A 23,586-nucleotide genomic window follows, 5' to 3' on the forward strand; every position below is an offset into this window, starting at 1 on the left:
GCGAATATCGAAAGGAACACAATGGCATTGCCGCTCAGTGGAGTTCGAGTTCTCGAACTCGGCAACTACATCGCCGCACCCACGGCGGCCAGGATGCTCGCCGATTTCGGTGCCGAGGTGATCAAGGTCGAAAGGCCGGGTACCGGCGACGAATTGCGCAATTGGCGGCTGTATTCCGGTACGACGTCGATGCTGTACCGCACGATCAACCGGAACAAGAAATCGATCGTGTTGGACCTGCGCACCGAGCAGGGCCGCAGAGATGTGGTCGACCTCGCCGCGCACTGCGACATCGTGCTGGAGAACTTTCGGCCCGGCACACTCGAGAAGTGGGGGATCTCGCCCGAGGTTCTCAGTGCCGCCAATCCGGAGCTGATCATCACGCGCATCTCGGCATTCGGGCAAACCGGTCCGATGTCGCAGCGACCCGGATTTGCCGCTGTGGCAGAGGCGTACGGCGGTTTCCGCAACCTCGTCGGTGATCCGGACAGGCCGCCCGTGCGGGTCGGTGTGTCGATCGGCGACTCGATCGCCGGTCTCTATGCGGCGTTCGGATGTGTCATGGCGTTGTTCCAACGACAGACGCAGCGCGCAGCAGAGAAATCGGACCCGTTGTCGCTCGAACAGCGTTCCATCGATGTGGCCTTGAACGAATCCATCCTGTCGATGATGGAGTCTCTGATCCCGGATTATCTGGCGTACGGCGTCGAACGCGAACGGACGGGCGGCCGGATGGAGGGCATCGCGCCCTCGAATGCGTACCCGTGCAACGACGGTCACTCGATCATCATCGCAGGTAACGGCGACGCCATCTTCCAGCGTTACATGGAAACCATCGACCGTCCCGATCTGGGAGCCGATCCGGACCTGGCGACCAACGCCGGCCGGTGGCGTCGCCGGGACGAGCTGGACGCCGCTATCTCGGCCTGGACCGGATTGCGTTCGCGCGCCGAGGCATTGAAGATCCTCGATGCCGCGGGGGTGCCGTCTGGTCCGATCTACACCGCCGCGGATATCGTCGCCGACGAACAGTACGCGGCCCGCAACATGATTCAGCACTTTCCGGTCGACACCGGCCAGGAAGAGCCCACCGACGTCGGGTTCGTCGGAGTCGTCCCGGTGATCGGTGACGCATCCCTGCCGATCCGTTCGGTCGGGCCGGATCTGGGCGAGCACACCAGAGAAGTACTGTCGACGCTGCTCGGCCGGACCGACGAAGAGATGGGCCTGTAGATGTACCGTTTCACCCCCACCGCGGAGCTACGCGACGTCACGATGCGCGACGGACTGCAGCTCACCGGCAAGATGCTCCCCACCGAACGCAAACTCGAGATCATCAGGGCCCTCATCGAACTCGGCGTGCCGGCACTCGAGGTCGGCTCGATGGCACGCGGCGACAAAGTGCCGCCCATGGCCAACACCCTCGAGGTCATCGGCGAGCTGACCGCCGAGGAACTCGAGCGATGCTGGGTGTGGGTCGCCACTCCACGCCACGTCGAGAAGGCCGCTGCTGCAGGGGCTCGCAACTTCCAGTACTGCTTCTCCGCGTCGGACTCGCACAACCAGGCCAACATCGGGCGCACCACCGAGGTGTCGCTGGCCGCGATGCCCGATGCCGTCGACATCACCCGCTCGGTGGGCGGACAGATCGAGCTGTGTATCGCAACGTCGTTCACCTGTCCTTTCGAAGGACAGGTACCGCCGGATCGGGTCATCGAGATCGCCAACGACGAACGAGCCACGGGCGCAACGGATATTGTCATCTGCGACACCCTCGGACAGGCGGTACCGGTTCAGGTGTCGTCGCTGATCTCACGGGTACGCGCGGAAACGCCGGATCGCCGGGTGGTGTTCCACGGTCACGACACGTGGGGTCTGGGCGTCGCGAACACTCTGGCCGCCATCTCGGCCGGAGCCGCGATGGTCGACGGTTCGCTCGGCGGACTGGGCGGCTGCCCCTTCGCCCCCGGTGCCAGTGGCAACACCTCGTCCGAGGACATTCTCTTCGCGACGAGGCCGGACTGGTTCGAGCCGAAGACGCTGGCACGCATGGTCTCTCTGTCGGAGGGCCTGCTGGCCGAACTGGAGGAGCCCATGCGATCGAAAACCGTGCAGGGTGCCAGGTCCGAGGCGCACGTGTTCGAGTGGGTCGTATGAGCCGCATTCTCGTCACGTCGGAAATCCCGGCTCCCGGCATGGACATTCTGCGGGCTGCCGGCGAGGTCGACCTCCGCGAGTTGGACCGCGAGCAGCTTCTCGACGCCTGCGCATCGGGTACGTATTCCGTGGTCGTCTCGCAGTTGCGTGACCGGTTCGATGCGGAACTTCTCGCTACGGCGTCGATCACCGGGATATCCAACTACGCCGTCGGATTCGACAACATCGACATCGCGGCCGCGACCCGCCACGGAATCACCGCCGCGAACACTCCGGGTGTGCTGACGGATTCGACCGCAGACATCGCGATGCTCCTGATGCTGTCCACGGCTCGCCGCGCCGTCGAAGCCGATGCGTTCGTTCGGTCCGGATCCTTCACCGGGTGGGAGCCCGAACTGCTTCTGGGCAGCGATGTCTCGGGCCGCGTGCTCGGCCTTGCCGGTTTCGGCCGGATCGCTCGGGCCACCGCTCGGCGGGCACTGGGCTTCGGCATGACGGTGAAGTTCTGCCCCCGGCCGCCCGGCGATCGCGAGGTCTCCGACGACGAACTCGGTGAGTTCGCCGGCCGCATCGAACATGCGGCGTGGGACGAGATCGTCGCAACGAGTGACTTTCTGTCTCTGCACGTCCCGTTGTCGGACTCCACCCGGCATCTGGTCGATGCTGCCGTGTTCGAGGCCATGAAGCCGTCGGCGATTTTGATCAATACCGCGCGTGGGCCAGTGGTCGACGAGGCAGCGCTGGTGATTGCTCTACGTGAGAAATCGATCGCTGCAGCAGGATTGGACGTCTACGAACGCGAACCTGCGCTCGAACCGGGCCTGGCCGAACTGTCCAATACCGTGCTCCTACCGCACGTGGGCAGCGCGACGGTCTCGGTGCGCTCGGAGATGGCGCGCCTGTGCGCCACCAATGCCGTGGCGATGCTGCGCGGTGAGCTCCCGCCGCACCCGGTCAATCCCGAGGCCTGGGGTCAGGCAGGGTAGCGGCCGCCGAGGGTCCGGGTGATCTGTTCGGCATGCGAGATCAGCAGGTCCACCCAGGCCTCGCACTGCGACTGCGGCATCCGTAATGTCGGGCCGCTGATGGTGACGGCACCGACGATGTCCGAGGCCGAATCGAACACCGGAGCGGACAGCCCCGATGCGCCGGTTTCGCGCTCACCGGTGGTGATCGCGTAGCCGTGGGACCTTGTCTGCGCCAACAGTTCCCGCATCGTCTCGGCCTCGGTCACCGTCTGCTCGGTCAACGATTCGAGTTCGCGGGACAGAACACGCTCGGCCAGTTCCGAGTCCCAGGCCAGCAGGACACGGCTGGCCGATCCTGCGCTGAGCGGAATGACCTTGCCGACGTACATGTCTCGTCGCAACGCATGCCGCGTCTCGGCAATGGCCACGCACACGCGGTAGTTCTGCTCGGGCCGAAAGAAGCACGCTGTCTCGGTCGTCAGATCGCGCATGTCCTTGAGGATCGGGTTGACGACCGACAACACGTCGAGATCCTTGGTCGCCGTTGCGGCCCAGTACGCCATCCGCACCCCGATGCGGATGCGATCGCCGACTCGATCCAGAAAGCCCTGTTGAACCAGGTTGGTGACCAGACGCTGCACCGTCGAGGTGGGCAGCCCGGTGCTCTGCTGAATCTCGCCCAGCGTCATGGCCGGGCGATCGAACGAGAACACATCGAGAATCTCGGTGATCTTGCCCAGCACGAGAAGCGGCTGCTGCTTCGGTGAATTCTCGGTCACTCGACCAATCTACGTGTAGTGCGTCGATCGGCGAAGTGGTTGATCGGCTTGGCCAGCAGCAGGATCAGCAGTGACCACAGGCCGAGTGGTGTGAACGCCAGACCGAACGCGATCAGGATCAACGCCGAGCCGACGGCGCCGGTGCGGACTCGTTCCACGTCGCGAGAGTCAGCGGCCACGATCGACGGGTGCCGCGAGACGACGACGTCCGCGACGAACATGGCGATGACGGAGACAGCGATTGTGGCGACGTACAGCGTCGACGAACTCGAGTCGTATCCGTTCTTCTCGGCGATCAGCTTCGTCGGAAAGGGGAGGAACACGATGGACAGTAGCCACACGAAATTGATCCACATCAGTGCAGGTGTGTAGCCGATCAGATTTCGGAAGACGCGGTGGTGGCTGAGCCATTGAGTGAAGATCACCAGAAAGCTCAGGACGAATGCATAGAATTCCACACCGTGCTCACGAAAGACGTCCACGAAGCTGTCGCTCCGGCCAGGGTCGGCCAACTCGACGAGCGGTAGAACCAACAGCGTGGCCGCGATGGCTACCACGGCATCGCTGAAATTGACCAGTCTCTCGAAACCGCGTTGATATTCCATGTCAGCCCATCTCGTATTCCATGTCAGCATTGTGCTCCCAGTACGGGTAGCGTCCCAACGATGTCCGAGCGACGTACTCTGACCACCGGGCGAGTGGTATTTCTGGTGGTTGCTGCCGCAGCACCGATGGCGGCCATGATCGGTAACGTGCCACTGGCCTTGATTCGCGGAAACGGGGCTGGGTTGCCTGCCGCGTACGCGATCAGTTCAATTGTGCTGCTGTGCTTCTCGGTGGGGTTCGCGGCGATCGCGCAGCAGGTCTACAGTACCGGTGCGTTCTACACCTACATCGGTCTCGCGTTGGGTAAACCGCCCGGAATTGCTGCCGCATATGTCGCAGTTGTCGCGTATACGTCACTTGCGTGCGGGCTTTCGGGAGCATTCGGCTATTTCACCCATTTGGTCTTCGCCGATTCGGGCATCGATATTCCGTGGTACGTCTTCACCGGCGTTGCCGTGGTGGTCGTGGCAATTCTCGGGTTCCGAAATGCCGACCTCTCCGCCAAGGTCTTGGGGACACTGATGGTGCTGGAGTTCGCTTTTCTGGTGGTGTTCGACGGCTTGGTCGTCGGGCAGAAGGGTGCTGCCGCAGTGCCACTGGAGTCGTTCACACCCACTCAGGTGTTCTCCGGTTCGCTCGGTATCGCCATGATGTTCGCGTTCTCGAGCTTCATCGGGTTCGAGTCCGCCGCGTTGTACGGGGAGGAGACCAAGGACCCGCGGCGGAGCATCCCGCGTGCGACGTTCATTGCGGTGTCGATCATCGCGGTCTTCTACGTCACGACGAGCTGGATCGTCGTTGGTGCGGCAGGCGGCGTCGACGCTCCGGCGCTGGCCCAGACCGAACTGGGCAACCTACTGTTCACGCTGGCGCGTGAGTACGGCGGAACAGTGCTGTACGACGGAACCGCAGTGCTGCTGTGCACCAGCGTGCTCGCGTCGTATCTGGCGGTACACAACGCCGCCAGTCGTTATCTGTTCGCGCTGGGGCGTGAGCGTGTACTTCCGGTGTGGCTCGGCCGAATTCACCCGCGGCACGCGAGCCCCCACGTCGGGAGCGTCACTGCATCGGTGGTGGCAGCGGTATCGCTGACGGGCTTCGCGGTGGCCGGTGCCGACCCCTACCTGAGCTATGCGGCCGGTGCCATCGGCCTCGGCACTCTGGGTGTCATCGCGCTGCAGGCCGCCGCGGCACTGTCGGTGGTCGTGTTCTTCATCGGCCATCCCGATCGATCCGTGTGGCGCACCGCGATTGCCCCGGGCATCGGATTTCTCGGGTTCACGACCGGATTGATCCTCGCCGGAACGCATTACAGCGTGCTCACCGGATCCGATTCTGCCGTCGTCAACGCGGTACCGGTGGTGCTGATACTCGCAGCGATCCTCGGGGTCCTGGTGGCTCTACGCCTGAGGCGAACCGACCCGACAACTTACGCCGGCATAGCTGCGGCATATGCGCGGAGCTGAACCTGTCACCGGCGCGATTCGAGTAGTCGGAGCCAGATTTCGCTGACCGTCGGATACGACGGCACCGCATGCCACAGATCGTCGAGCGATACCTTCCCGACCACGGCAACGGTGGCCGCGTGCACCAATTCCGCTACCCCCGGCCCGACGAAGGTCGCCCCGACGAGAGTGTCGGTGGCCCTGTCGATCACCAACTGCGCACGACCCGAGTAATCGTCCTGCTGTATGGAGGAACCCGCGACGGCAATGTCCTGGGCCGCGATCTCGACGTCGATACCGGCTTCGCGCGCCTTGGCCTCGGTGAGCCCGACCGAGGCGACCTCGAGGGGCGTGAAGACGACCTGGGGAATCTGTCCGTGATCAGCGGTGGCGCGAAACTTCTTGTGATCGAGCGGCTTTCCCTCGGCCCGGGCGGCGATGACGTCACCGGCCACCCGTCCCTGATACTTGCCCATGTGCGTCAACGGTGCCCGGCCGTTGAGATCGCCGACGGCATAGAGCCAGTCGTGGTCTCCCACAGTGAGGTGGTCGTCGACGTCGACGTATCTGCCGTCGGGAAGACCGACGGAGGACAGTCCCAGATCCGAGCTCGCCGGGGAGCGGCCCGCCGCGACCAGCACCTCGTCCACGACGAGGTCCTCGCCGCCGACTGTGAGAGTGACCGGACCACCGTGGATTCGGCCGACGCCGGTGTCGGCGGGATCTTGCCGCGACACGGCCGTCAGGGACGCGTCGAGCATGATCGTTGCGCCGCGTTGTTTCAGTGCGTCGGCGACGAGCTGCCCGGCGAACGGCTCGGAGCCGGCCAGCAGGGACGAGCCGCGCACGATCATCGTGACTTTCGCCCCCAGGGACAGCAGCCACGTCGCTGCCTCGCTCGCCACGACACCGCCGCCGATGATGGCCACGTGGCCGGGGGTCTCGTGAATGTTCGTGGCGTCGCGGGAGATCCACGGTCGGGCATCGCGAAGGCCAGGCGTGTTCGGCACCGACGCGGTGGTGCCGGTGGCCAGCACCACCGCATGCCGAGCTGTGAGCGTTCTGCCGTCGACCTCGACGGTCTTGACCCCGCTGAGCCGTCCGTGGCCACGGATCACCGAGATGCCCGCGGACTCGGCCCACGACACCTGCGACGAGTCGTCGAGGCCGTGCGTGAAGGATTCGCGTCGGGCCAATACGGCGTCGGCGTCGAGTGGCTGGTCGCCGACCAGTTCTTTCACACCCGGCATGTTTCGGGCGGTATCGAGCACCTCGCTGGGCCGCAGGAGCGCTTTGCTGGGCATGCATGCCCAGTACGAGCATTCGCCGCCGACGAGTTCGTGTTCGACGATGGCGGCGGTGCGGCTGCTGCCTTGTATCGCGTACTGCGCGGCATTCTCACCGACGGGTCCTCCGCCGATGACGATCACATCGAATTCCGAGCTCTCTGGGGCCATTGCTCCACAGTGACATAGGCTCCCCGCTTATGGCGACCACTCGGAGCAAGATTCTGATCACCGGCGCGAGTTCAGGACTCGGTGAGGAGATGGCGCGCCGCTTCGCGGCCATGGGCCGTGATCTCGCGCTCTGTGCGCGACGGGTCGAGCGGCTCGACGAGCTCCGCTCCGAACTCATGACGCAGCATCCCGGGATCACCGTGGCGGTGCGCGCACTCGACGTCACCGATCACGATGCCGTGGTGACGGTGTTCGGCGAACTGCGCGACGAGTTGGGCGGCCTGGATCGAGTTGTCGTCAATGCCGGACTCGGCAAGGGTGCGAAAATCGGATCCGGTCGCGCCGACGCCAATCTGCAGACCGCGCGCACCAATTTCGTCGGTGCGCTGTCGCAGGCCGAGGCCGCGTTGGCGATATTCCGGGCCCAGAAGCACGGGCACCTGGTGTTCGTCTCGTCCATCAGCGCCGATCGGGGTCTGCCCGGTGCCAAGGCGACCTACTCGGCCAGCAAAGCGGCGGTGGCCTCTCTGGGAGAATCGTTGGCCACCGAGTTGGCCCGAACCGACATCGTCGTCACGACGCTTCTGCCGGGTTTCATCGCCACCGACATGTCGGCCGGCGCAGGCGACAGTGCTGCTCTCACAGCCACTCTGGACGAAGGCGTCACCGCGATGGTCCGGGCCATCGAAAGCGAAACGCGCCGCGCCGCGCTGCCCGGCCTGAAATGGCGAGGCATCGACGCGGCGCTGCGGTTCCTGCCGAACGTGCTGACGGATCGAATGGTCTGACTGCAGGAGTGGAGCCTGCGGAATGACCGGTTCGATGCAGGAGTGGAGCCTGCGGAATGACCGGTTCGATGCAGGAGTGGAGCCTGCGGAATGACCGGTTTACTGCAGGTATCCCTCGACCTGGTTGACGCTGTTGGCCGTCGCGGAGTCGGGGTCCTTGCCTGCGTCGATGCGTGCGCGGCGCTGCCGGAGCAGGTCCCAGCACTGATCGAGAGCGTGTTCGAGTGACGCGAGCTGCGCCTTCTCGGTGTCGGGGTCGATCTCCCCGGCCTGGGTGTCGGTGCGCAGCTTGTGCTCGGTGGCGATCAGCTGCTGAATCTTGGTGTGGATATCGTGCTCGTTCATGGCTGCAACGGTAGACCTACCAGGGTGTACCGGCCAGGTTTCGCCGCGCCAGAGCGCGGTGCACCGCTGCGGTGAGCTCTGCCGCCGATCCGACCAGCGCGTCGTCGGTGCACACCAGGGAGAGTGTGTAGCGCCCGTCCATCCGGGACAGGTAGGTCGACAGCCTGATCGTCGACAGCGGGATCGGTCCCGTCGGTGCGGGGTGGATCGCGCGGGTGGCCAGACCGCAGGATCGATGCGGCCCGAGGGTCGTCAGCGCATGCGGAATGTCGCCGATGTTGGAGCACAACACTTCTCCGCGCCCCGGCGTCGAGGTCAACTTCGCCGCGAGGCGGTGGGGGAGCAGTTGGACGACCTCGGGCGGGTACCCCGCGGGGGCTCCGACGGGCGCGGCGAAGGCAGCTTTGCACGCCGCGCGCACTGCCGTCGGCGAAGCGTCTCCGCGAACGTCGACGGTGGCCATCCCGATCGAGTTCGCGTCGCCGGATCCGGTGCGGAAGGGGATGTCGACGGTCACCGTGGGTGAGCCGAGTTCTGCCATGGTCGCGGCGACGACGCACACGAACAACGAATTGGGTGAGCCGCCACCGAGCTCGGCAGCCGAATCCCACTGCGCTGCATCGACGTCCACGACCACCGAGGAGGCCCGTCGAACACGGTGGGGGCGTGTGCGATTCGAGTCGGATGCCGTGAATGCGCGCAGCTCGGCCCGAGCCTTCGCACTCACCCACAGTCGAGCGGTCGCGACGATCGACCGCACGAGCACGGTGACGATCATGCGCAGAGCGTCCGCTGCGTCCGAACCGGGGGAGGCGATCGGTTCGGTTTCTACCGAGCCCGAAAACGACTGTGCAGCAGCGTCGATGAGCCCACGGGCATCGGCGAGCGCATGCGAGCACACCAGCGATACGACGGTACCGCCGCCGGCCAGCGGAGCTGCCGTCAACCGCCACCCCGGTCCGTATTGCGGATCCAACTGCACATCGGCCTGGTGGTCGGCCCACTCGATGGCGTCGTCGACCGGCTCGGAGGCGACCGTCAGCGGCAGCGAGGTGGAACAGACGTCCCATCGGAGCCGGGCACCGGGGATGCGAGGCACGCCGACCTGTCGACCCAGCTGCCCGCGTGCGAGCGCAGCGTGTACCCGTTCGAGTTCGTCCTGGGTCACCGACTCGGCAGTACGCCAAATACCCTGCAGTGCAATCGGTGTGCCGTACCCGCGATGTGTGCGGAGAAAGATCTCGTCGATCACCGACAGGCGGGTCGAGATCACGGACTGGGGGTACCGTGTCGCCCCGCGCCCGAGGCGAACCGACTCGCTCCGGTGAGCGCGTCGGCGGTGATCGAGATGGCACCGTGCCGAAACTCGTTCTTCAGCGCGGCTTCCTCGTCGAGGCCGTCCTGCTCGAGGACGGACAGCCGGTCCTCGCGCATGCAGGTCTGGGGCAGCAACGCCAGTTCGGCGGCCAGCGCCTCGGCCTCGGATCGGGCACGGCCGACCGGAACCACCCGGGTGATCAGGCCGATGTCCAACGCCTCCTGGGCGGCCACGGCGCGTCCGGTGAGAATCATGTCCATCGCTCGTCCGGTGCCGATGATGCGCGGCAATCGCACTGTGCCGCCGTCGATCAGGGGCACGCCCCAGCGCCGACAGAACACGCCGAACGTGGCGTCGTCCTCCGCGATGCGTAGGTCGCACCACAGGGCGAGTTCGAGCCCACCCGCGACGGCGTATCCCGACACCGCGGCGATGACCGGCTTGGACAACCGCATTCGCGTCGGGCCCATCGGACCGTCGCCGTGTTCGGTCGCGTGGTTCGACCTGGGTGTGCCCAGTGCCTTGAGGTCGGCTCCCGAGCAGAACGTGCCGCCCTCGCCCCACAACACGGCAACCGACGCGGATTCGTCGGCATCGAATTCCTCGAAGGCCTGGGTGAGTTCCTGAGCAGTGGGCCCGTCGACGGCGTTGCGAGCCTCCGGGCGTGAGAGGACCACGGTGGTGACGGGGCCTGATCGTTCGATCCGTACCGGCATGGTTACGAACCTACTCGAGTCCCCTTGCGTGAAGCACTGAATCAGTGCTTCAATCCTTCAATGCCCTACCGGCGAACACCCGCAGTGCAAGCCCGGCTCGATGCCGGCCGAACGAAACTGCTTGCTGCCGCCGTCGAGGTCCTGTCCACCAAGGGATACGCGGGCCTGTCGGTGGCCTCGGTCGCCGCGGCCGCAGGCGTGTCCGCGGGCAGCGTCTACACGCACTTCGACGGCAAATCCGACCTGGTCGTCGAGACCTTCCGGCAGGTCTGCACCCGTGAAGTGGCTGCGGTGGTCGCCGTCGCCGCACACGGCAGCACATCCGAGCGAGTCGCCGCGGTGGTGCAGACCTTCGCCGGGCGGGCCCTGAAGAACCGCACGATGGCCTACGCGCTGCTCGCCGAACCGGTCGATCCAGCAGTGGACGCCGAGCGGTTGGTGTTCCGGCGCAAATTCACCGCTGCGTTCGCCGACGCGATCGTGGCAGGAATCGCGGCCGGGGAAATTCCCGATCAGGACGCGGCGATCTCGGCCGCCGGCCTCGTGGGTGCCGTCGGCGAAGTGCTGGTCGGTCCGTTGTCCTCGCACGAGTCCGTGGACGTGGTCCCCGGTCTCGTCGCTTATTCGTTGCGTGCGTTAGGAGTTCGAGATGAACACACATGAGGTCTTCAATCAGGCGACCGACCTGACGCCCTACGACGTGTCCGACGACGCCTCGCTGCTGGACGGTCTCGACCGAGCCGGCGGCGGCTGGGCGCGCGACGAGGTGCGTCAATTGGGCGCTCTCGCAGGCGGAGTCGAGGCGCAGGAGTGGGGCAGGCTCGCGAACGAGAACCCACCGGTGCTCAGGACACACGATCGGTACGGCCATCGCGTCGACGAGGTCGAATTCCACCCGCACTGGCACGATCTGATGACCGTCGCGGTGCAGCACGGACTGCACGCCAGCCCGTGGACGGACGACCGAGTGGGTGCGCACGTGGCCCGCGCCGCGAAATTCTACGTATGGGGACAGGCCGAAGCAGGCCACATGTGCCCGATCTCGATGACCTACGCCGTCGTACCGGCGTTGCGGCACAACCCCTCTCTCGCCGCGCAGTTCGAGCCTCTGCTCGCGTCCCGGGAGTACGACTTCGGGCTGCGCGAACCGTCGAGCAAACGCGGATTGATCGCCGGTATGTCGATGACGGAAAAGCAAGGCGGCTCGGACGTTCGCGCCAACACCACCACGGCCACCCCGTCGTCGGACGGAACCTATTCGATCGTCGGCCACAAGTGGTTCACCTCTGCGCCGATGTCGGACATGTTCCTCACCTTGGCCCAGGCACCGGGCGGGCTCTCGTGCTTCATGTTGCCGCGGGTGCTGCCCGACGGCACCCGTAACCGAATGATGCTGCAGCGCTTGAAGGACAAGCTCGGCAACAAATCCAACGCCTCGGGAGAACTGGAATACGACGGTGCGACCGGCTGGCTCGTCGGCGAGGAGGGCCGCGGGGTGCGCACCATCATCGAGATGGTGAACATGACCAGATTGGACTGCGTCATCGGCTCTGCTGCCGGTATCCGCAATGCCACCGTCCGCGCGGTGCATCACGCACGTCACCGAGCTGCCTTCAGTGCGCAACTGATCGATCAGCCTCTGATGCGAAACGTGTTGACAGACTTGACCATCGAATCCGAGGCCGCCACCGCCGCCATGATTCGTCTGGCGCAGGCCACCGACGGTTCCGCCCGCGGCGACGAGCAGGAGAGCGCCCTACGCCGAATTGCGTTGGCCGTCACCAAGTACTGGGTGTGCAAACGAGCGCCGGCCCACGCCGCCGAAGCACTCGAATGCCTCGGCGGCAACGGCTACGTCGAAGAATCGGGCATGCCGCGGTTGTTCCGCGAATCGCCGCTGATGTCGATTTGGGAAGGGTCGGGCAACGTCGCAGCCCTCGACTCGCTGCGTGCACTCGCGCGTCAACCCGACAGCGTCGAGGCCTTCTTCGGTGAGATCGGCAAGGCGTCGGGTGTGGATTCTCGCCTCGACGACGCCATCGCCCGCGTCGGCAAGGAACTCTCCGACACCTCCGACATGGAATACCGGGCCCGCCGCGTCGTCGAACTCATGGCGCTGACCTTCCAGGGTGCGCAGCTGGTGATGAACGGAAACCCCGCAGTGGCCGACGCCTTCTGCGCGAGCCGACTCGACCGAGACTGGGGCACTGCCTTCGGCACCCTGCCCGTCGGAGTCGATACCTCAGCTGTGTTGGCGCGGGTGTGACGATTTGGCTCGTGTCCTGCGGATCAGCTCCCCACATTCGTAAATGTGACGCCGATCGGAGTCGGTTATCCAAAACTGGGGGAGCTGATCCGCCGCCATCCGCTGGTCGCCGAACCATCCGCTGGGTGCCGGTAGCGCAGCTGCGCGGGCGAAGGCCTGCTCGAAGCGGCGAAGCAGTGCTCGGGGATCGTCGAGTTCACGCCAGTTCCACCGCACGATGACCCAACCCAGTTCGCGAAGTCGGTCCTCGCGATACTTCTCATCCAACAGAACGCGTTTCGAGTCGTACTTCGATTCGCCGTCGAATTCGCCGATGACACCCAGCTCCCAGAACAGGAAGTCGACTCTTCCCACGAAGCGGCCGGCTCCGTCGTGCACCCATTGGTTGAGCAGAGGTGTGGGGAGCGGGAGGGTTTCGAACAGCACTCGGCTGCGCGATTCGCCGACACTCTCACTACGTCCGTTCATCAGAGACACCGCGCGGCGGGCGGCTGCGATGCCGGTTCGGAATCGTGCGGATTCGACCGCGTGGGCCAGCGCGTCCGAGTCCGTGTGGCCGGATCTCAGTGCACTGTCGCCGACGCATACCGATCGATCCACACTGCTGGTGCGAGCGATGTCCACGACCGTTCGAGCCGCGGTGGTGACCGGGTAGCCGTTGACGGTTGTGCGTTCGGCGGGGTCCAATGTAGTCCCGTGGAGAATTCGGAGCGGGCGACGCTTGCTCGCGTAATCGAGACCGTGTGTCATGTGCACCTTGTCGAGCGGCAGCTTCCAGACGTCGAAGCCCCAGGCGATGGCCGCCGAGACGTGGCTGAGCACTTCGTGCGCCGGTGCGGACATCAGATACGACCGCGCCAGCAGGAAATGACGTTCGGTCGGGCTGGCCTCGTGCATCAGCGTGGTAGGCACATAGAAGCCCGGTCGCAGCACCGACAATTCACCGGCGCGGCGCAGACTTTTCAGGTCGTCGTCGGTCAACCCGAAAGTAAGTGCGTCAGCTCTGGTGAACAGGTCGGTGTGAGGTAGGTCCATGGATGCTTGGACGCGCCGACCGTCGATTCGGATCCGTATGCAGCGAAAAAGCTCCCCAGTTTCGGATATCCGACGCCGATCGGAGGCATAAATCCGAAACTGGGGAGCTGATCTGCGTCCCGGCCGGGCCCGACCGAACTCAGGCCGAACGACCCCGCTGCGCCCGGTACCAGCGCACCAGGGCGTCGGTGGATGAATCCGATTGCACGGCAGGGGCTTCGGCGTCGGTGAGTACCGGTGTCAGTTCGAGTGCCTGGGTCTTACCGAGTTCGACGCCCCACTGGTCGTAGGAGTCGACCCCCCAGATGACGCCTTCGACGAAGACCTGGTGTTCGTACAGGGCGATCAATTGTCCGACGACGGACGGGGTGAGTTTGGGGGCGAGGATCGAGGTGGACGGTCGATTGCCCGGCATCACCTTGTGCGGCACCACATCTGCGGGTGTGTCCTCGGCGGCGATTTCCTCGGCGATTTCCTCGGCGGTCTTGCCGAAGGCGAGCACCTTGGTCTGGGCGAAGAAGTTGCTCATCAGCAGGTCGTGCATCGAGCCGCTGCCGTCGCGGGTGGGCAGATCGTCGGTGGGCTCGGCGAAGCCGATGAAGTCGGCGGGCACCAAACGTGTTCCCTGGTGCAGCAATTGGTAGAAGGCATGCTGTCCGTTGGTGCCCGGTTCGCCCCAGAAGATTTCGCCGGTGGAGGTGGTGACGGGTGAGCCGTCGGCCTTGACGGACTTGCCGTTGGACTCCATGGTCAGCTGCTGCAAGTACGCGGCGAAGCGGGAGAGGTCGTTCGAATACGGCAGCACTGCACGGGTTTCCGCGCCGAAGAAGTTGCTGTACCACAGGCCGATGAGGCCGAGCAGCACCGGTGCGTTCTCGGCGAGAGGCGTCAACCGGAAGTGCTCGTCGATCCGATGGAAACCGTCGAGGAATTCGGCGAACGCCTCTTTGCCGACGACGGCCATGACCGACAGTCCGATTGCCGAGTCCACGGAATAGCGTCCGCCCACCCAGTCCCAGAAGCCGAACATGTTGGCGGTGTCGATGCCGAAGTCCGCGACGCGTTCGGCGTTGGTGGACACGGCGACGAAGTGCTTGGCGACGGCGTCCTCACCGAGTGCGTCGACGAGCCAGCGCCGGGCCGCGGTGGCGTTGGTCAGCGTCTCGAGTGTGGAGAAGGTCTTGGAGGCGATGATGAACAGCGTCGACGCCGGGTCGAGTCCGTCGAGCGCGCCGACGAGATCGGCGGGGTCGACGTTCGAGACGAATTTCGCCGAGATCCCCGCGTCGGCGTAGTGACGGAGTGCGTTGTAGACCATGACCGGGCCCAGATCGGATCCACCGATGCCGATGTTGACGACGGTGGAGATCTTCTCGCCGGTGGCACCGACCCATTCGCCCGAACGCACGCGATCGGTGAATTCGCCCATGGCCGTGAGGACTTCGTGCACATCGGCTACGACGTCCTGGCCGTCGACGGTCAACGACGCATCGGCGGGAAGGCGCAGCGCGGTGTGCAGAACAGCGCGATCCTCGGAGGTGTTGATGTGCTCGCCTGCGAACATGGCGTCGCGCTTGCCTTCGACGTCTGCGGTGCGGGCCAGTTCGATCAGCAGGGCGAGAGTCTCGCTGGTGACGCGATGCTTGCTGTAGTCGATGTGAAGATCCGCGGCGGCGAGGGTGAAGGTGCGCCCTCGGTCGGCGTCATCGGCGAACAGAGTTCGGAGATGAGTATCGGCAATCTCGGAGTGGTGATCGGTCAGTTTCTGCCAGGCATCCGTGCCGGTGATATCGACGCTCATACGAACCAACAGTAATCCGGTGCCGAGTCATGCGCGCGTCGTTTGTCGTTTGCATCGGGCGCTGCGGAGGCATCATGGACGGTATGGACCAACGTGCATTGATCGATTCGATTCCGGCAAAACTGTGGATCGGCGGTAAGGCCGTCGACGCCGAGGGCGGTAAGACGTTCGCGGTGAACGATCCGGCGACCGGCAAGCCACTGACGGAGGTGGCGGACGCATCTCCGGCCGACGCGATGAAGGCCCTCGATGCGGCTGCTGCGGCGCAGAAGAGCTGGGCGGCAACACCTGCCCGCGAACGCAGTGAAATTCTTCGAGCGGCGTTCGAGAAGGTCACCGAGCGTGCCGACGACATCGCGCTGTTGATGACTCTGGAAATGGGCAAGGCCCTCGCGGAGTCGAAGGCCGAGGTGAAATACGGCGCGGAGTTCTTCCGGTGGTTCGCCGAGGAAGCAGTGCGCATCGGCGGTCGATACACCCCGGCCCCGGCAGGCAACGGCCGCATTCTCGTGACGAAGGCTCCGGTCGGCCCCGTACTGGCGATCACCCCGTGGAACTTTCCGTTGGCGATGGGCACCAGGAAGATCGGGCCCGCTCTGGCCGCCGGCTGCACCATCGTGGTCAAGCCGGCCCGGGAGACCCCGCTGACGATGTTGCTGCTCGCGCAGATCTTCGACGAGGTCGGCCTGCCGGAGGGCGTGCTCTCCGTGCTGACGACGTCGAAGTCCGGCGACGTCACCGGGCCGCTGTTGGAAGATCCTCGACTCCGCAAACTCACCTTCACCGGATCCACCGGCGTCGGCAAATCGCTCGTCGAGAAGTCCGCGACGAGGTTGCTACGGACGTCGATGGAACTCGGTGGCAATGCCCCGTTCGTGGTGTTCGACGACGCGAACATCGACGACGCGGTGGACGGCGCGATGCTGGCGAAGATGCGCAACGGCGGCGAGGCCTGCACGGCGGCGAACCGTCTGCACGTGCACAACAGCGTGCGTGAGGAATTCACCACCAAGTTGGTGGCGAAGATGTCCGAGATGAAGCTCGGGCCCGGCGTCGACCCCGACACCAAGCTCGGACCGCTGATCAATGCAGACCAGCTCGAGACCGTGCAGGAGCTCGTCGACGATGCCGTGGAGAAGGGCGCGACGGTAGCGCTCGGCGGTAGCGCACCGGGTGGCGACGGCTACTTCTACCCGGCGACCGTGCTCACCGACATGCCGACGTCGGCCCGCATTCTGAAGGAAGAAGTGTTCGGCCCGGTGGCCCCGATCGTCGGATTCGACACCGAACAGGAAGGAATCGACGCAGCCAACGCCACCGAGTACGGCCTGGCGTCGTACATCTACACCGAGAGCCTGGATCGCGCGCTACGAGTGGCCGACGCGATCGACAGCGGCATGGTGGGTGTCAACCGCGGAGTGATCTCGGACGCGGCAGCACCGTTCGGTGGAGTCAAAGAATCCGGATTCGGCCGTGAGGGCGGATCCGAGGGAATCGAGGAATACCTCGAGACCAAGTACATCGCACTGAAGTAGAGCATCGGTTGGGCGTGCATCCTGCGCGCCCAACCGGGGTTCGATCAGTGGCCGAGGCGACCGCGGCCGAGGCGGAGCAGGAGCATGGCCAGCGTGTGGCCTTCCTGACCGAGGCTGCTGAAACGCTCGAGAACTTTCATCTCACGGCTGTGCACGAGGCGCGGGCCGCCGGACGCCATGCGGGTGCGTCCGATGATCTGCGAGACCTCGGAGCGACGCCGCACTGCCGCGAGGATCTCGGCGTCGAGACGGTCGATCTCCTGACGCAGGTCGTTGATCTCGGCTTCGCTGGAAGGCAATGCAGTCTCTGAATCGATCTTCGTCGTCATAGCCATCGTCTCTCCTCGGGTCACATCTTGGATCGTTGCGTCGTCCGGCACCGTTACGCCTTTCGTATTCGGAACTGCAGCGGCTGTCGGCTGGGTTTTGTCTCGAAGGACCGAGATCGACGAGATTCCCGCCGGGAAAGCTGGGGCGTTACGACTGTCGACAGGCTCCCGCTCGTCCGGCTGCGCAGTGGCCGATCCGACGCAAGCGATGACGCACGTCTTTTTCGATCACCGATCCAGTGTGCCACGGGGTAACCGTCCTGAAAAGTCGGAGACGACGCCGACGACCACGGGATGTGGGTTTGTCGGTACACGCCGGTAGCCTGGCCAGACGATGAACACATTCCTCCAGGGCCTCGAGTCCCGTAAGAAAACCTTGTCCGACGCGCTGCTGGAGGGGCTCAATCCTCAGCAGCGTGAGGCCGTCGTGCACACGGGATCGCCGCTGCTCATCGTGGCCGGTGCAGGATCGGGCAAGACAGCGGTGCTGACGCGTCGCATCGCGTATCTGCTCGCGGAGCGGGGGGTGTCGCCGGGGCAGGTCCTGGCGATCACGTTCACCAACAAGGCCGCCGCCGAGATGCGCGAGCGAGTGGCAGGTCTGGTGGGGCCGCGGGCGAACGCGATGTGGGTGTCGACGTTCCACTCCAGCTGCGTGCGCATCCTGCGCGCCCAGGCGGCATTGTTGCCGGGGTTGAACTCCAACTTCTCGATCTACGACGCGGACGACTCACGCCGGCTGCTGACGATGATCTCCAAAGACCTGCAGATCGACACCAAGAAGTTCTCGGCTCGTCTGCTCTCGACGGCGATCTCCAACCTCAAGAACGAGCTGATCGGCCCGGACAAGGCCGCCGAGGACGCCGACGGTGACCCCGCCGAGCTGCCCCGACTCGTCGCGAAGGTCTATCGCATCTACCAGCAGCGTCTGCGCGCAGCCAACGCCATGGACTTCGACGACCTCATCGGCGAAACGGTGGGAATTCTGCAGGCCTTCCCGCAGGTGGCGCAGTACTACCGACGCCGGTTCCGGCACGTACTGGTCGACGAGTACCAGGACACCAACCACGCCCAGTACATGCTGGTTCGCGAACTCGTCGGCACGCCCGATGCAGACGGCGCGCTCGAGGGCACTGTCGCCCCGGGTGAACTCTGCGTGGTGGGTGACGCCGATCAGTCGATCTACGCATTCCGCGGCGCGACCATTCGCAACATCGAGGAGTTCGAGCGCGACTACCCGGACGCTCGCACGATTCTGCTCGAGCAGAACTACCGATCGACGCAGAACATTCTGTCGGCGGCCAATGCCGTCATCTCGCGCAACATCGGACGGCGCGAGAAGAAGTTGTGGACCGACACCGGTGAAGGCGAACTGATCGTCGGGTACGTCGCCGACAACGAGCACGACGAGGCGTCGTTCGTCGCGTCGGAAATCGATCGTCTCGTCGACAGCGGGGATGTGCGTTTCGACGAGGTGGCAGTGTTCTACCGGACCAACAACTCTTCGCGCGCGCTCGAAGAGATCTTCATTCGTCTCGGCCTGCCGTACAAGGTCGTCGGCGGCGTCCGGTTCTACGAGCGCAAGGAAGTCCGGGACCTCGTTGCGTACCTGCGCGTGCTGTCCAACGAAGACGACACCGTCAGCATGCGGCGCATCCTCAATACCCCCCGACGCGGCATCGGAGACCGCGCCGAGGCGTGTGTGGCCGTGCACGCCGAGCAACGCGACATCAGCTTCTCACGAGCGCTGCACGACGCGGCCGCGGGCAAGGTGGCGTTGCTCAACTCGCGGCAGCAGAAGTTGATCGCTCAGTTCATGGAACTACTCGACGAGTTGCGTGCCGTACTGACGGCCACCGACGGAGACGGCAACGACATCGCCGATATCGGCGACGTGGTCGAAGCAGTTCTGGACCGCACCGGCTATCGCGCCGAGCTCGAGGCCAGCAGCGACCCGCAGGACGGTGCTCGCCTGGACAACCTCAACGAATTGGTCAGCGTCGCACGGGAGTTCACGTCCGAGGCGCGTAACCAGGCCGCAGTGGCGGAAGAGGCGCTCGAGACAGGTGACGACCGAAACGACGACGACGGCGGGGTCGACGGTCTGGCCGAGCCTGGTTCGTTGGCCGCGTTCCTCGAACGGGTTTCTCTGGTTGCCGATACCGATCAGATCCCCGACTCGGGCACCGGCGTCGTGACGTTGATGACGCTGCACACCGCCAAGGGGCTGGAATTTCCGGTCGTCTTCGTCACCGGGTGGGAGGACGGCCAGTTCCCGCACATGCGTGCGCTCGGTGATCCGAACGAGCTGTCCGAGGAACGACGGCTGGCGTACGTGGGCATCACTCGCGCGCGGCAGCGGCTCTATCTCACGCGCGCGATCATGAGGTCGGCGTGGGGTCAGCCCATCGCCAACCCGGAATCACGCTTCCTGCAAGAGGTTCCGCAACATCTGATCGACTGGCGTCGCGAAGACCCGGGCACCGGCGGCGGCCGCGCAATCGGCGGCGGTAGATCCGGCAGCTACGGATCGAACAGTTACGGCTCGGGCAACTACGGCTCCGGTAGCTACGGCGGGTCGTCGAGTCGTGGCCAGAGTTCGTCTCCGAGCTTCGGTGCCGCGAAGGGCCGAAACTCCAATCTGGTTCTGGCTGTGGGTGATCGAGTCAGCCACGACAAGTATGGACTGGGTACGGTGCTCGAATCCACCGGTGCCGGAGTCAAGGCGATGGTCCTGATCGATTTCGGCTCGGCAGGTCGCGTCAAGATGATGCTCATCGGCGGCGTCCCGATGACCAAGCTGTAGAAGTCCCGACAACGCGAAAGCCGGGCCCTGCGAAAGCGGGGTCCGGCTTTGTTGTGAAGCGGTGGAGAAGGACTCAGTCCATTTCGGGTCCGAGGGAGATTCCTCGGGACGCGAGCCAGGGGAGCGGATCGATCTTGACCTCACCCGGGAGATGAACCTCGAAGTGCAGGTGCGGGCCGGTGGAGAAGCCACGGTTGCCCATGGTTGCGATCTGGTCGCCGGCCATGACGTCCTGGCCCACGGTGACTGTCGAGGTGTCGATGTGGCCGTAGACCGTGATCGTGCCGTCGGCGTGCTGCAGGCGAACCCACATTCCGAAGCCCGACGCGGGACCGGAATCGATCACCTTGCCGTCGGCGACGGCGTAGATGGGGGTTCCGATGGCATTGGCGACGTCGACGCCGGCATGCAGGACGCCCCATCGAGTGCCGAAGTTGGAGGTGTACGTGCCCTGAGCCGGGAGGGAGAACAGCGGGCGACGGGCCGCGGCCTCGCGGGCGGCACGCTCTTCGCTGAAACGCTGGCCCTTGGCGAGCAGGTCGTTGAACTGGCTGAGGTCGACCGGTGCGGCGACGCTGAGGATCTGCGGTGCCTGCGAGGGAGTTGCGCTCGAAACGTCGGCTACCGGCTCGTCGGCCTGCGGTGCGGTGGTGGCCGCGAGTGCTGCGGCGGCCGGTGCTTCACCCGCGGCGAGTGCGTACTCGGAGGTGGCGACTGCGGTGGGCGCATCGTCGTTGATGACGGCTTGCCCTGCGGCAACAACGGCACCGGCGGCCACGGCCAAGACGGCGGCGCGACCCTTCAGTGCAGTCGGAGGAACGGGGATGCGGTGCGCTCCGCCGCGACGAGCCACGGGTGCAGCGTCTGCAGTGGTTGCGTAGGTCGTGACGACGGTCGGTGTCTCGTCGGCTGCTACTGCACCGGCGAAATCGGCTTCGACGTACTCGTACGTGGGGTAGGAATAGGCCTCGTATGCACTCGGCTCGGTGGTGGGCTCGTAGCTGTACACCGTGGTCGCGTCGTCCGCCGTCGGGCGAGAGAATCGGCTGGAAGTAAAGGACGCGCGGTGCTGCTGCAAGACCTACAACCTCCGATATCTGTGACCTGGCCGTTACTGAAAGACTCGGCAGACGGTAACGAAATGGTTGCGGCGCGCGCAAGTTAACAGCCGAAACCAGGGCAATATGTGAGATGGCTCACAGGGTGACCAGGGTTTATGTGGTGACACGCCACATCCGTAATCGGACACGAATGCGGCACGCACCGTGACCGACGGCTGGGGACGCGACCGAGCCGATACCGTCCTACGGGTGCCGACCCCCACCTTCGACGAATCGTCCGCCCACGGCTCCGACCGAGCCGAACCGCAACGTATCGCGCCGCAGGACGCCCGCGGCGGCGTGGAGGATCATTCGCCCACGTCGCGCATCGTCGTCGCCGTCGTGCTCGCTGTCGTCGCCGCACTGTGTGCCGCTGCAGCTCCGTTGATCGGCGTCGTCCAGGCCGTCGACGGTTCGCCGGTGGGCGACGGGGTCTCGTCGGCCGCTGTGCTGGCCGTTGCGCTCCCGGTCGTGGTGGCGGTTGCCGCCGCCGTCAGTGCTGCGATGCGACGCGTCGAATTCGGTGCCGCTCTGCTCTCAGGCTTCGGCGCGGTGACGCTCGGAATCGCGATCCTCGATCTCGCTGTGCTGTCCGATCCGATCGATGCGAACCGGCTCGAGCTGTTCCGTCCCCTGAGCGCCGCGATGCTCGACGCCACCCTTGGCTCTCATGTTCTGCTCGCCGGTCACGCTGCGTCGGTTCTGGCGGGTGCGGCGGGGTGGTCCGCAGTGCATCGCGCAGCGCTCGGTGACGGGTACGGACATTCGGTCTACTCGGAGCACGTGGGACGAGCGACCGCGGGCCGGGTGGGTCCGCTGTTGTCGATCCTGCTCGGAGTGTTCGGTGTCGTGGCCGCCGCAGCGGCATTCGCCTCGCTGTACCGATCGGCTGATCCGGTGGTGATCGTCTCGGCGGTGGTGGAGTCGCCGGTGTTCGTGGCGGTGGGGTCCGCGCTGGTCGGAATCGGCGCACTCGTGGTCACGGCCTCGGCGTTGGCGTCGCTCTCGCCGGTGGTCGCGTCCGGTGCCGCCGTCGGCGCGGGTCTCGGGGTCCTCTCGTTCGCGGGTGTCGGTCTGCTCGCTGGAGTGGCTACCGGTGCTCGGATCGAGGCCGGCCTCGGGGCGTACCTCGGCACCGTTGCCGGGCTCGGATTGACCGTCGGAGGCGCTGTACTGGCACCGATTGCCTCCGGCCGTGATCGTCGCGCTCTGGCGGCGGCGCGATCCGTCGCCGAGGGTGGTCGGGGTCCGCGCGGGGTCTCGGGGCCCGGCACCACGAGGTGGCATGCGGCAGCAGGCAGTGCGGGCGTAGTTGCCGGCGTACTGCTGGTGGCGGGGTCGCTGTTGCCGATTCTCGAGACCGACGCCGCGGGAACTGCGCCCACGATCCTGGCGACCCGCGTGGTGCTCATAGCGGGCTTCGTCTCGATTCTGGCCTCGGTGCCGCTGCTGTTCTCCGAGTTCGCTGCGGCGGCTCGTCCGTTCTTGTCCGTCTTCTGGCTCGCCGCGGTGTCGGCCGCGGCGGCCGTGTTGCAGTCGGTGGTGCTGGCCGAGGACCTCGCGGGCGTCGACACCGGGACGGGTGCTCTGCTGATCATCGCGGGCGTCGTGTTCGCGGCCGTCGCCGGACTGCTGGCCCTGTTCGCCGGATCGGCCGAGCGTGACGACGTCGACACGTCCGAGGATGCGGCCACTTACTTCCCGGTGCTGGGAACTGCGCTCGTCGGGGCCCTTCTACTGGCAGTCGGATTGGCCCTGCCCCTGTATCGAGGCAGCGATCTGACCGCGGCGACCATCACCGAGTTCCCGTGGGGTTGGGACACCTGGGGACAGCTGCTGCTCGCTGTCGGCGTCGTCGTCGCCGCCCTCGTTGCCGCCCGGGCCCGCCCCGCGCGCGGCAGCGTTCTGCTCGTCGGTGCGGCCGTCGCGGGCGTCGTTCATCTCGCGTCGTGGCCACTGACGTCCGCTCGCGCAGCCGACCCGGAGATGGGACCCGGTGTGGTGCCATCGGTCGCTGGAATCGTCGTTCTCGGTGTCGCGGCGGCACTTTCGGCTCGTCGCACCGATCGGTGACGCCGGTTTCACCGCGGCCGCAGCGGTGAGATAGACCACATAGCATCCATGCGCCCGATGCG

General features: G+C 65.5%; 20 protein-coding genes. 10 read left to right on the forward strand and 10 right to left on the reverse strand.

The annotated features are described in order from the left end of the window. Positions 1-21: 21 nt before the first annotated feature. Genes CH285_RS03150 through CH285_RS03160 form a run of 3 tightly spaced genes read left to right on the forward strand, consistent with a single transcriptional unit; the run spans position 22 to position 3,143 of the window. Positions 22-1,233, forward strand: coding sequence for a CaiB/BaiF CoA transferase family protein (locus CH285_RS03150; protein WP_094644481.1), 1,212 nt, complete (start codon positions 22-24; stop codon positions 1,231-1,233). Beyond that, on the forward strand, positions 1,234-2,157 hold the full coding sequence (locus CH285_RS03155; RefSeq protein ID WP_057473723.1) for a hydroxymethylglutaryl-CoA lyase: 924 nt from the start codon (positions 1,234-1,236) through the stop codon (positions 2,155-2,157). Continuing rightward, positions 2,154-3,143: a 2-hydroxyacid dehydrogenase gene (locus tag CH285_RS03160; protein ID WP_094644482.1), complete on the forward strand. Its 990-nt coding sequence runs from the start codon at positions 2,154-2,156 to the stop codon at positions 3,141-3,143. Before CH285_RS03155 ends, CH285_RS03160 begins: the two co-directional genes overlap by 4 nt. Here CH285_RS03160 and CH285_RS03165 read toward each other — a convergent pair. Both CH285_RS03165 and CH285_RS03170 read right to left on the reverse strand, forming a co-directional pair. Beyond that, a complete protein-coding gene (locus tag CH285_RS03165; protein ID WP_027495997.1) occupies positions 3,131-3,904 on the reverse strand; it encodes an IclR family transcriptional regulator in 774 nt (257 codons plus the stop codon). The genes CH285_RS03160 and CH285_RS03165 overlap by 13 nt on opposite strands. Next, the gene (locus tag CH285_RS03170; RefSeq protein ID WP_027495998.1) at positions 3,901-4,509 is read right to left on the reverse strand and encodes a TMEM175 family protein; all 609 of its coding nucleotides are present in this window, start codon (positions 4,507-4,509) and stop codon (positions 3,901-3,903) included. Before CH285_RS03170 ends, CH285_RS03165 begins: the two co-directional genes overlap by 4 nt. A gap of 60 nt (positions 4,510-4,569) precedes the next feature. Between CH285_RS03170 and CH285_RS03175 the strand changes: the two genes are divergently transcribed. Continuing rightward, positions 4,570-5,976 carry an APC family permease gene (locus tag CH285_RS03175; protein WP_032371259.1) on the forward strand — a complete coding sequence of 469 codons (1,407 nt, stop codon included), beginning with the start codon at positions 4,570-4,572 and terminating at the stop codon, positions 5,974-5,976. 5 nt (positions 5,977-5,981) lie between these two features. Here the strand turns inward: CH285_RS03175 and CH285_RS03180 are convergent, their stop codons facing one another. Beyond that, positions 5,982-7,412, reverse strand: a complete 1,431-nt coding sequence (locus CH285_RS03180) for a dihydrolipoyl dehydrogenase family protein (protein WP_094644483.1) — start codon at positions 7,410-7,412, stop codon at positions 5,982-5,984. Positions 7,413-7,441: 29 nt separating this feature from the next. Between CH285_RS03180 and CH285_RS03185 the strand changes: the two genes are divergently transcribed. After that, positions 7,442-8,200 carry an SDR family oxidoreductase gene (locus tag CH285_RS03185; RefSeq protein ID WP_032388637.1) on the forward strand — a complete coding sequence of 253 codons (759 nt, stop codon included), beginning with the start codon at positions 7,442-7,444 and terminating at the stop codon, positions 8,198-8,200. A 99-nt stretch (positions 8,201-8,299) separates the two neighbouring features. On the opposite strand, the gene CH285_RS03190 is transcribed toward CH285_RS03185, so the two are convergent. Genes CH285_RS03190 through CH285_RS03200 form a run of 3 tightly spaced genes read right to left on the reverse strand, consistent with a single transcriptional unit; the run spans position 8,300 to position 10,579 of the window. Further along, positions 8,300-8,545, reverse strand: coding sequence for a DUF2630 family protein (locus tag CH285_RS03190; RefSeq protein WP_027496002.1), 246 nt, complete (start codon positions 8,543-8,545; stop codon positions 8,300-8,302). Positions 8,546-8,561: 16 nt separating this feature from the next. Then, positions 8,562-9,818, reverse strand: coding sequence for a hypothetical protein (locus tag CH285_RS03195; protein WP_094644484.1), 1,257 nt, complete (start codon positions 9,816-9,818; stop codon positions 8,562-8,564). Continuing rightward, positions 9,815-10,579, reverse strand: coding sequence for a crotonase/enoyl-CoA hydratase family protein (locus tag CH285_RS03200; protein ID WP_027496004.1), 765 nt, complete (start codon positions 10,577-10,579; stop codon positions 9,815-9,817). The genes CH285_RS03195 and CH285_RS03200 overlap by 4 nt, the downstream gene beginning before the upstream one ends. A 60-nt stretch (positions 10,580-10,639) precedes the next feature. On the opposite strand from CH285_RS03200, the gene CH285_RS03205 reads away from it, so the two are divergent. After that, entirely contained in the window at positions 10,640-11,242 is a 603-nt protein-coding gene (locus CH285_RS03205) for a TetR/AcrR family transcriptional regulator (protein WP_094644485.1), read from the forward strand. Next, complete coding sequence (locus CH285_RS03210; RefSeq protein ID WP_094644486.1) at positions 11,229-12,845, forward strand: acyl-CoA dehydrogenase family protein; 1,617 nt, start codon at positions 11,229-11,231, stop codon at positions 12,843-12,845. Before CH285_RS03205 ends, CH285_RS03210 begins: the two co-directional genes overlap by 14 nt. On the opposite strand, the gene CH285_RS03215 is transcribed toward CH285_RS03210, so the two are convergent. Beyond that, positions 12,822-13,826, reverse strand: coding sequence for a hypothetical protein (locus CH285_RS03215; RefSeq protein WP_179271308.1), 1,005 nt, complete (start codon positions 13,824-13,826; stop codon positions 12,822-12,824). The two genes, CH285_RS03210 and CH285_RS03215, sit on opposite strands and share 24 nt — an antisense overlap. 193 nt (positions 13,827-14,019) lie before the next feature. After that, positions 14,020-15,681, reverse strand: a complete 1,662-nt coding sequence (gene pgi / locus CH285_RS03220; RefSeq protein WP_094644488.1) for a glucose-6-phosphate isomerase — start codon at positions 15,679-15,681, stop codon at positions 14,020-14,022. Positions 15,682-15,764: 83 nt separating this feature from the next. Between pgi and CH285_RS03225 the strand changes: the two genes are divergently transcribed. Further along, complete coding sequence (locus tag CH285_RS03225) at positions 15,765-17,216, forward strand: NAD-dependent succinate-semialdehyde dehydrogenase (protein WP_032371555.1); 1,452 nt, start codon at positions 15,765-15,767, stop codon at positions 17,214-17,216. A gap of 44 nt (positions 17,217-17,260) precedes the next feature. Here the strand turns inward: CH285_RS03225 and CH285_RS03230 are convergent, their stop codons facing one another. Next, entirely contained in the window at positions 17,261-17,551 is a 291-nt protein-coding gene (locus CH285_RS03230; RefSeq protein ID WP_027496010.1) for a chorismate mutase, read from the reverse strand. 328 nt (positions 17,552-17,879) lie between these two features. Here CH285_RS03230 and pcrA point away from each other — a divergent pair, with 328 nt between their 5' ends. Then, a complete protein-coding gene (gene pcrA / locus CH285_RS03235) occupies positions 17,880-20,351 on the forward strand; it encodes a DNA helicase PcrA (protein ID WP_094644489.1) in 2,472 nt (823 codons plus the stop codon). 73 nt (positions 20,352-20,424) lie between these two features. On the opposite strand, the gene CH285_RS03240 is transcribed toward pcrA, so the two are convergent. Beyond that, positions 20,425-21,429 (reverse strand): M23 family metallopeptidase, encoded by a 1,005-nt coding sequence (locus tag CH285_RS03240; protein WP_094644490.1) that lies wholly within the window; start codon positions 21,427-21,429, stop codon positions 20,425-20,427. 232 nt (positions 21,430-21,661) lie between these two features. Between CH285_RS03240 and CH285_RS03245 the strand changes: the two genes are divergently transcribed. Further along, positions 21,662-23,524, forward strand: a complete 1,863-nt coding sequence (locus tag CH285_RS03245; RefSeq protein ID WP_255032265.1) for a hypothetical protein — start codon at positions 21,662-21,664, stop codon at positions 23,522-23,524. Positions 23,525-23,586: the final 62 nt, after the last annotated feature.

The sequence above is a fragment of the Rhodococcus sp. 05-2256-B1 genome (genome assembly GCF_002258465.1).
Taxonomy (GTDB): domain Bacteria; phylum Actinomycetota; class Actinomycetes; order Mycobacteriales; family Mycobacteriaceae; genus Rhodococcoides; species Rhodococcoides fascians.

Excerpts from the sequence above, each read along its gene's own strand:
- CH285_RS03205 (WP_094644485.1), top strand. The coding sequence starts at position 10,640 with ATGCCCTACCGGCGAACACCCGCAGTGCAAGCCCGGCTCGATGCCGGC.
- CH285_RS03175 (WP_032371259.1), top strand. The coding sequence starts at position 4,570 with ATGTCCGAGCGACGTACTCTGACCACCGGGCGAGTGGTATTTCTGGTG.
- CH285_RS03185 (WP_032388637.1), top strand. The coding sequence starts at position 7,442 with ATGGCGACCACTCGGAGCAAGATTCTGATCACCGGCGCGAGTTCAGGA.
- CH285_RS03210 (WP_094644486.1), top strand. The coding sequence starts at position 11,229 with ATGAACACACATGAGGTCTTCAATCAGGCGACCGACCTGACGCCCTAC.
- CH285_RS03155 (WP_057473723.1), top strand. The coding sequence starts at position 1,234 with ATGTACCGTTTCACCCCCACCGCGGAGCTACGCGACGTCACGATGCGC.
- CH285_RS03160 (WP_094644482.1), top strand. The coding sequence starts at position 2,154 with ATGAGCCGCATTCTCGTCACGTCGGAAATCCCGGCTCCCGGCATGGAC.
- CH285_RS03200 (WP_027496004.1), bottom strand. The coding sequence starts at position 10,579 with ATGCCGGTACGGATCGAACGATCAGGCCCCGTCACCACCGTGGTCCTC.
- CH285_RS03230 (WP_027496010.1), bottom strand. The coding sequence starts at position 17,551 with ATGGCTATGACGACGAAGATCGATTCAGAGACTGCATTGCCTTCCAGC.
- CH285_RS03190 (WP_027496002.1), bottom strand. The coding sequence starts at position 8,545 with ATGAACGAGCACGATATCCACACCAAGATTCAGCAGCTGATCGCCACC.
- pcrA (WP_094644489.1), top strand. The coding sequence starts at position 17,880 with ATGAACACATTCCTCCAGGGCCTCGAGTCCCGTAAGAAAACCTTGTCC.
- CH285_RS03150 (WP_094644481.1), top strand. The coding sequence starts at position 22 with ATGGCATTGCCGCTCAGTGGAGTTCGAGTTCTCGAACTCGGCAACTAC.
- CH285_RS03170 (WP_027495998.1), bottom strand. The coding sequence starts at position 4,509 with ATGGAATATCAACGCGGTTTCGAGAGACTGGTCAATTTCAGCGATGCC.
- CH285_RS03180 (WP_094644483.1), bottom strand. The coding sequence starts at position 7,412 with ATGGCCCCAGAGAGCTCGGAATTCGATGTGATCGTCATCGGCGGAGGA.
- pgi (WP_094644488.1), bottom strand. The coding sequence starts at position 15,681 with ATGAGCGTCGATATCACCGGCACGGATGCCTGGCAGAAACTGACCGAT.
- CH285_RS03225 (WP_032371555.1), top strand. The coding sequence starts at position 15,765 with ATGGACCAACGTGCATTGATCGATTCGATTCCGGCAAAACTGTGGATC.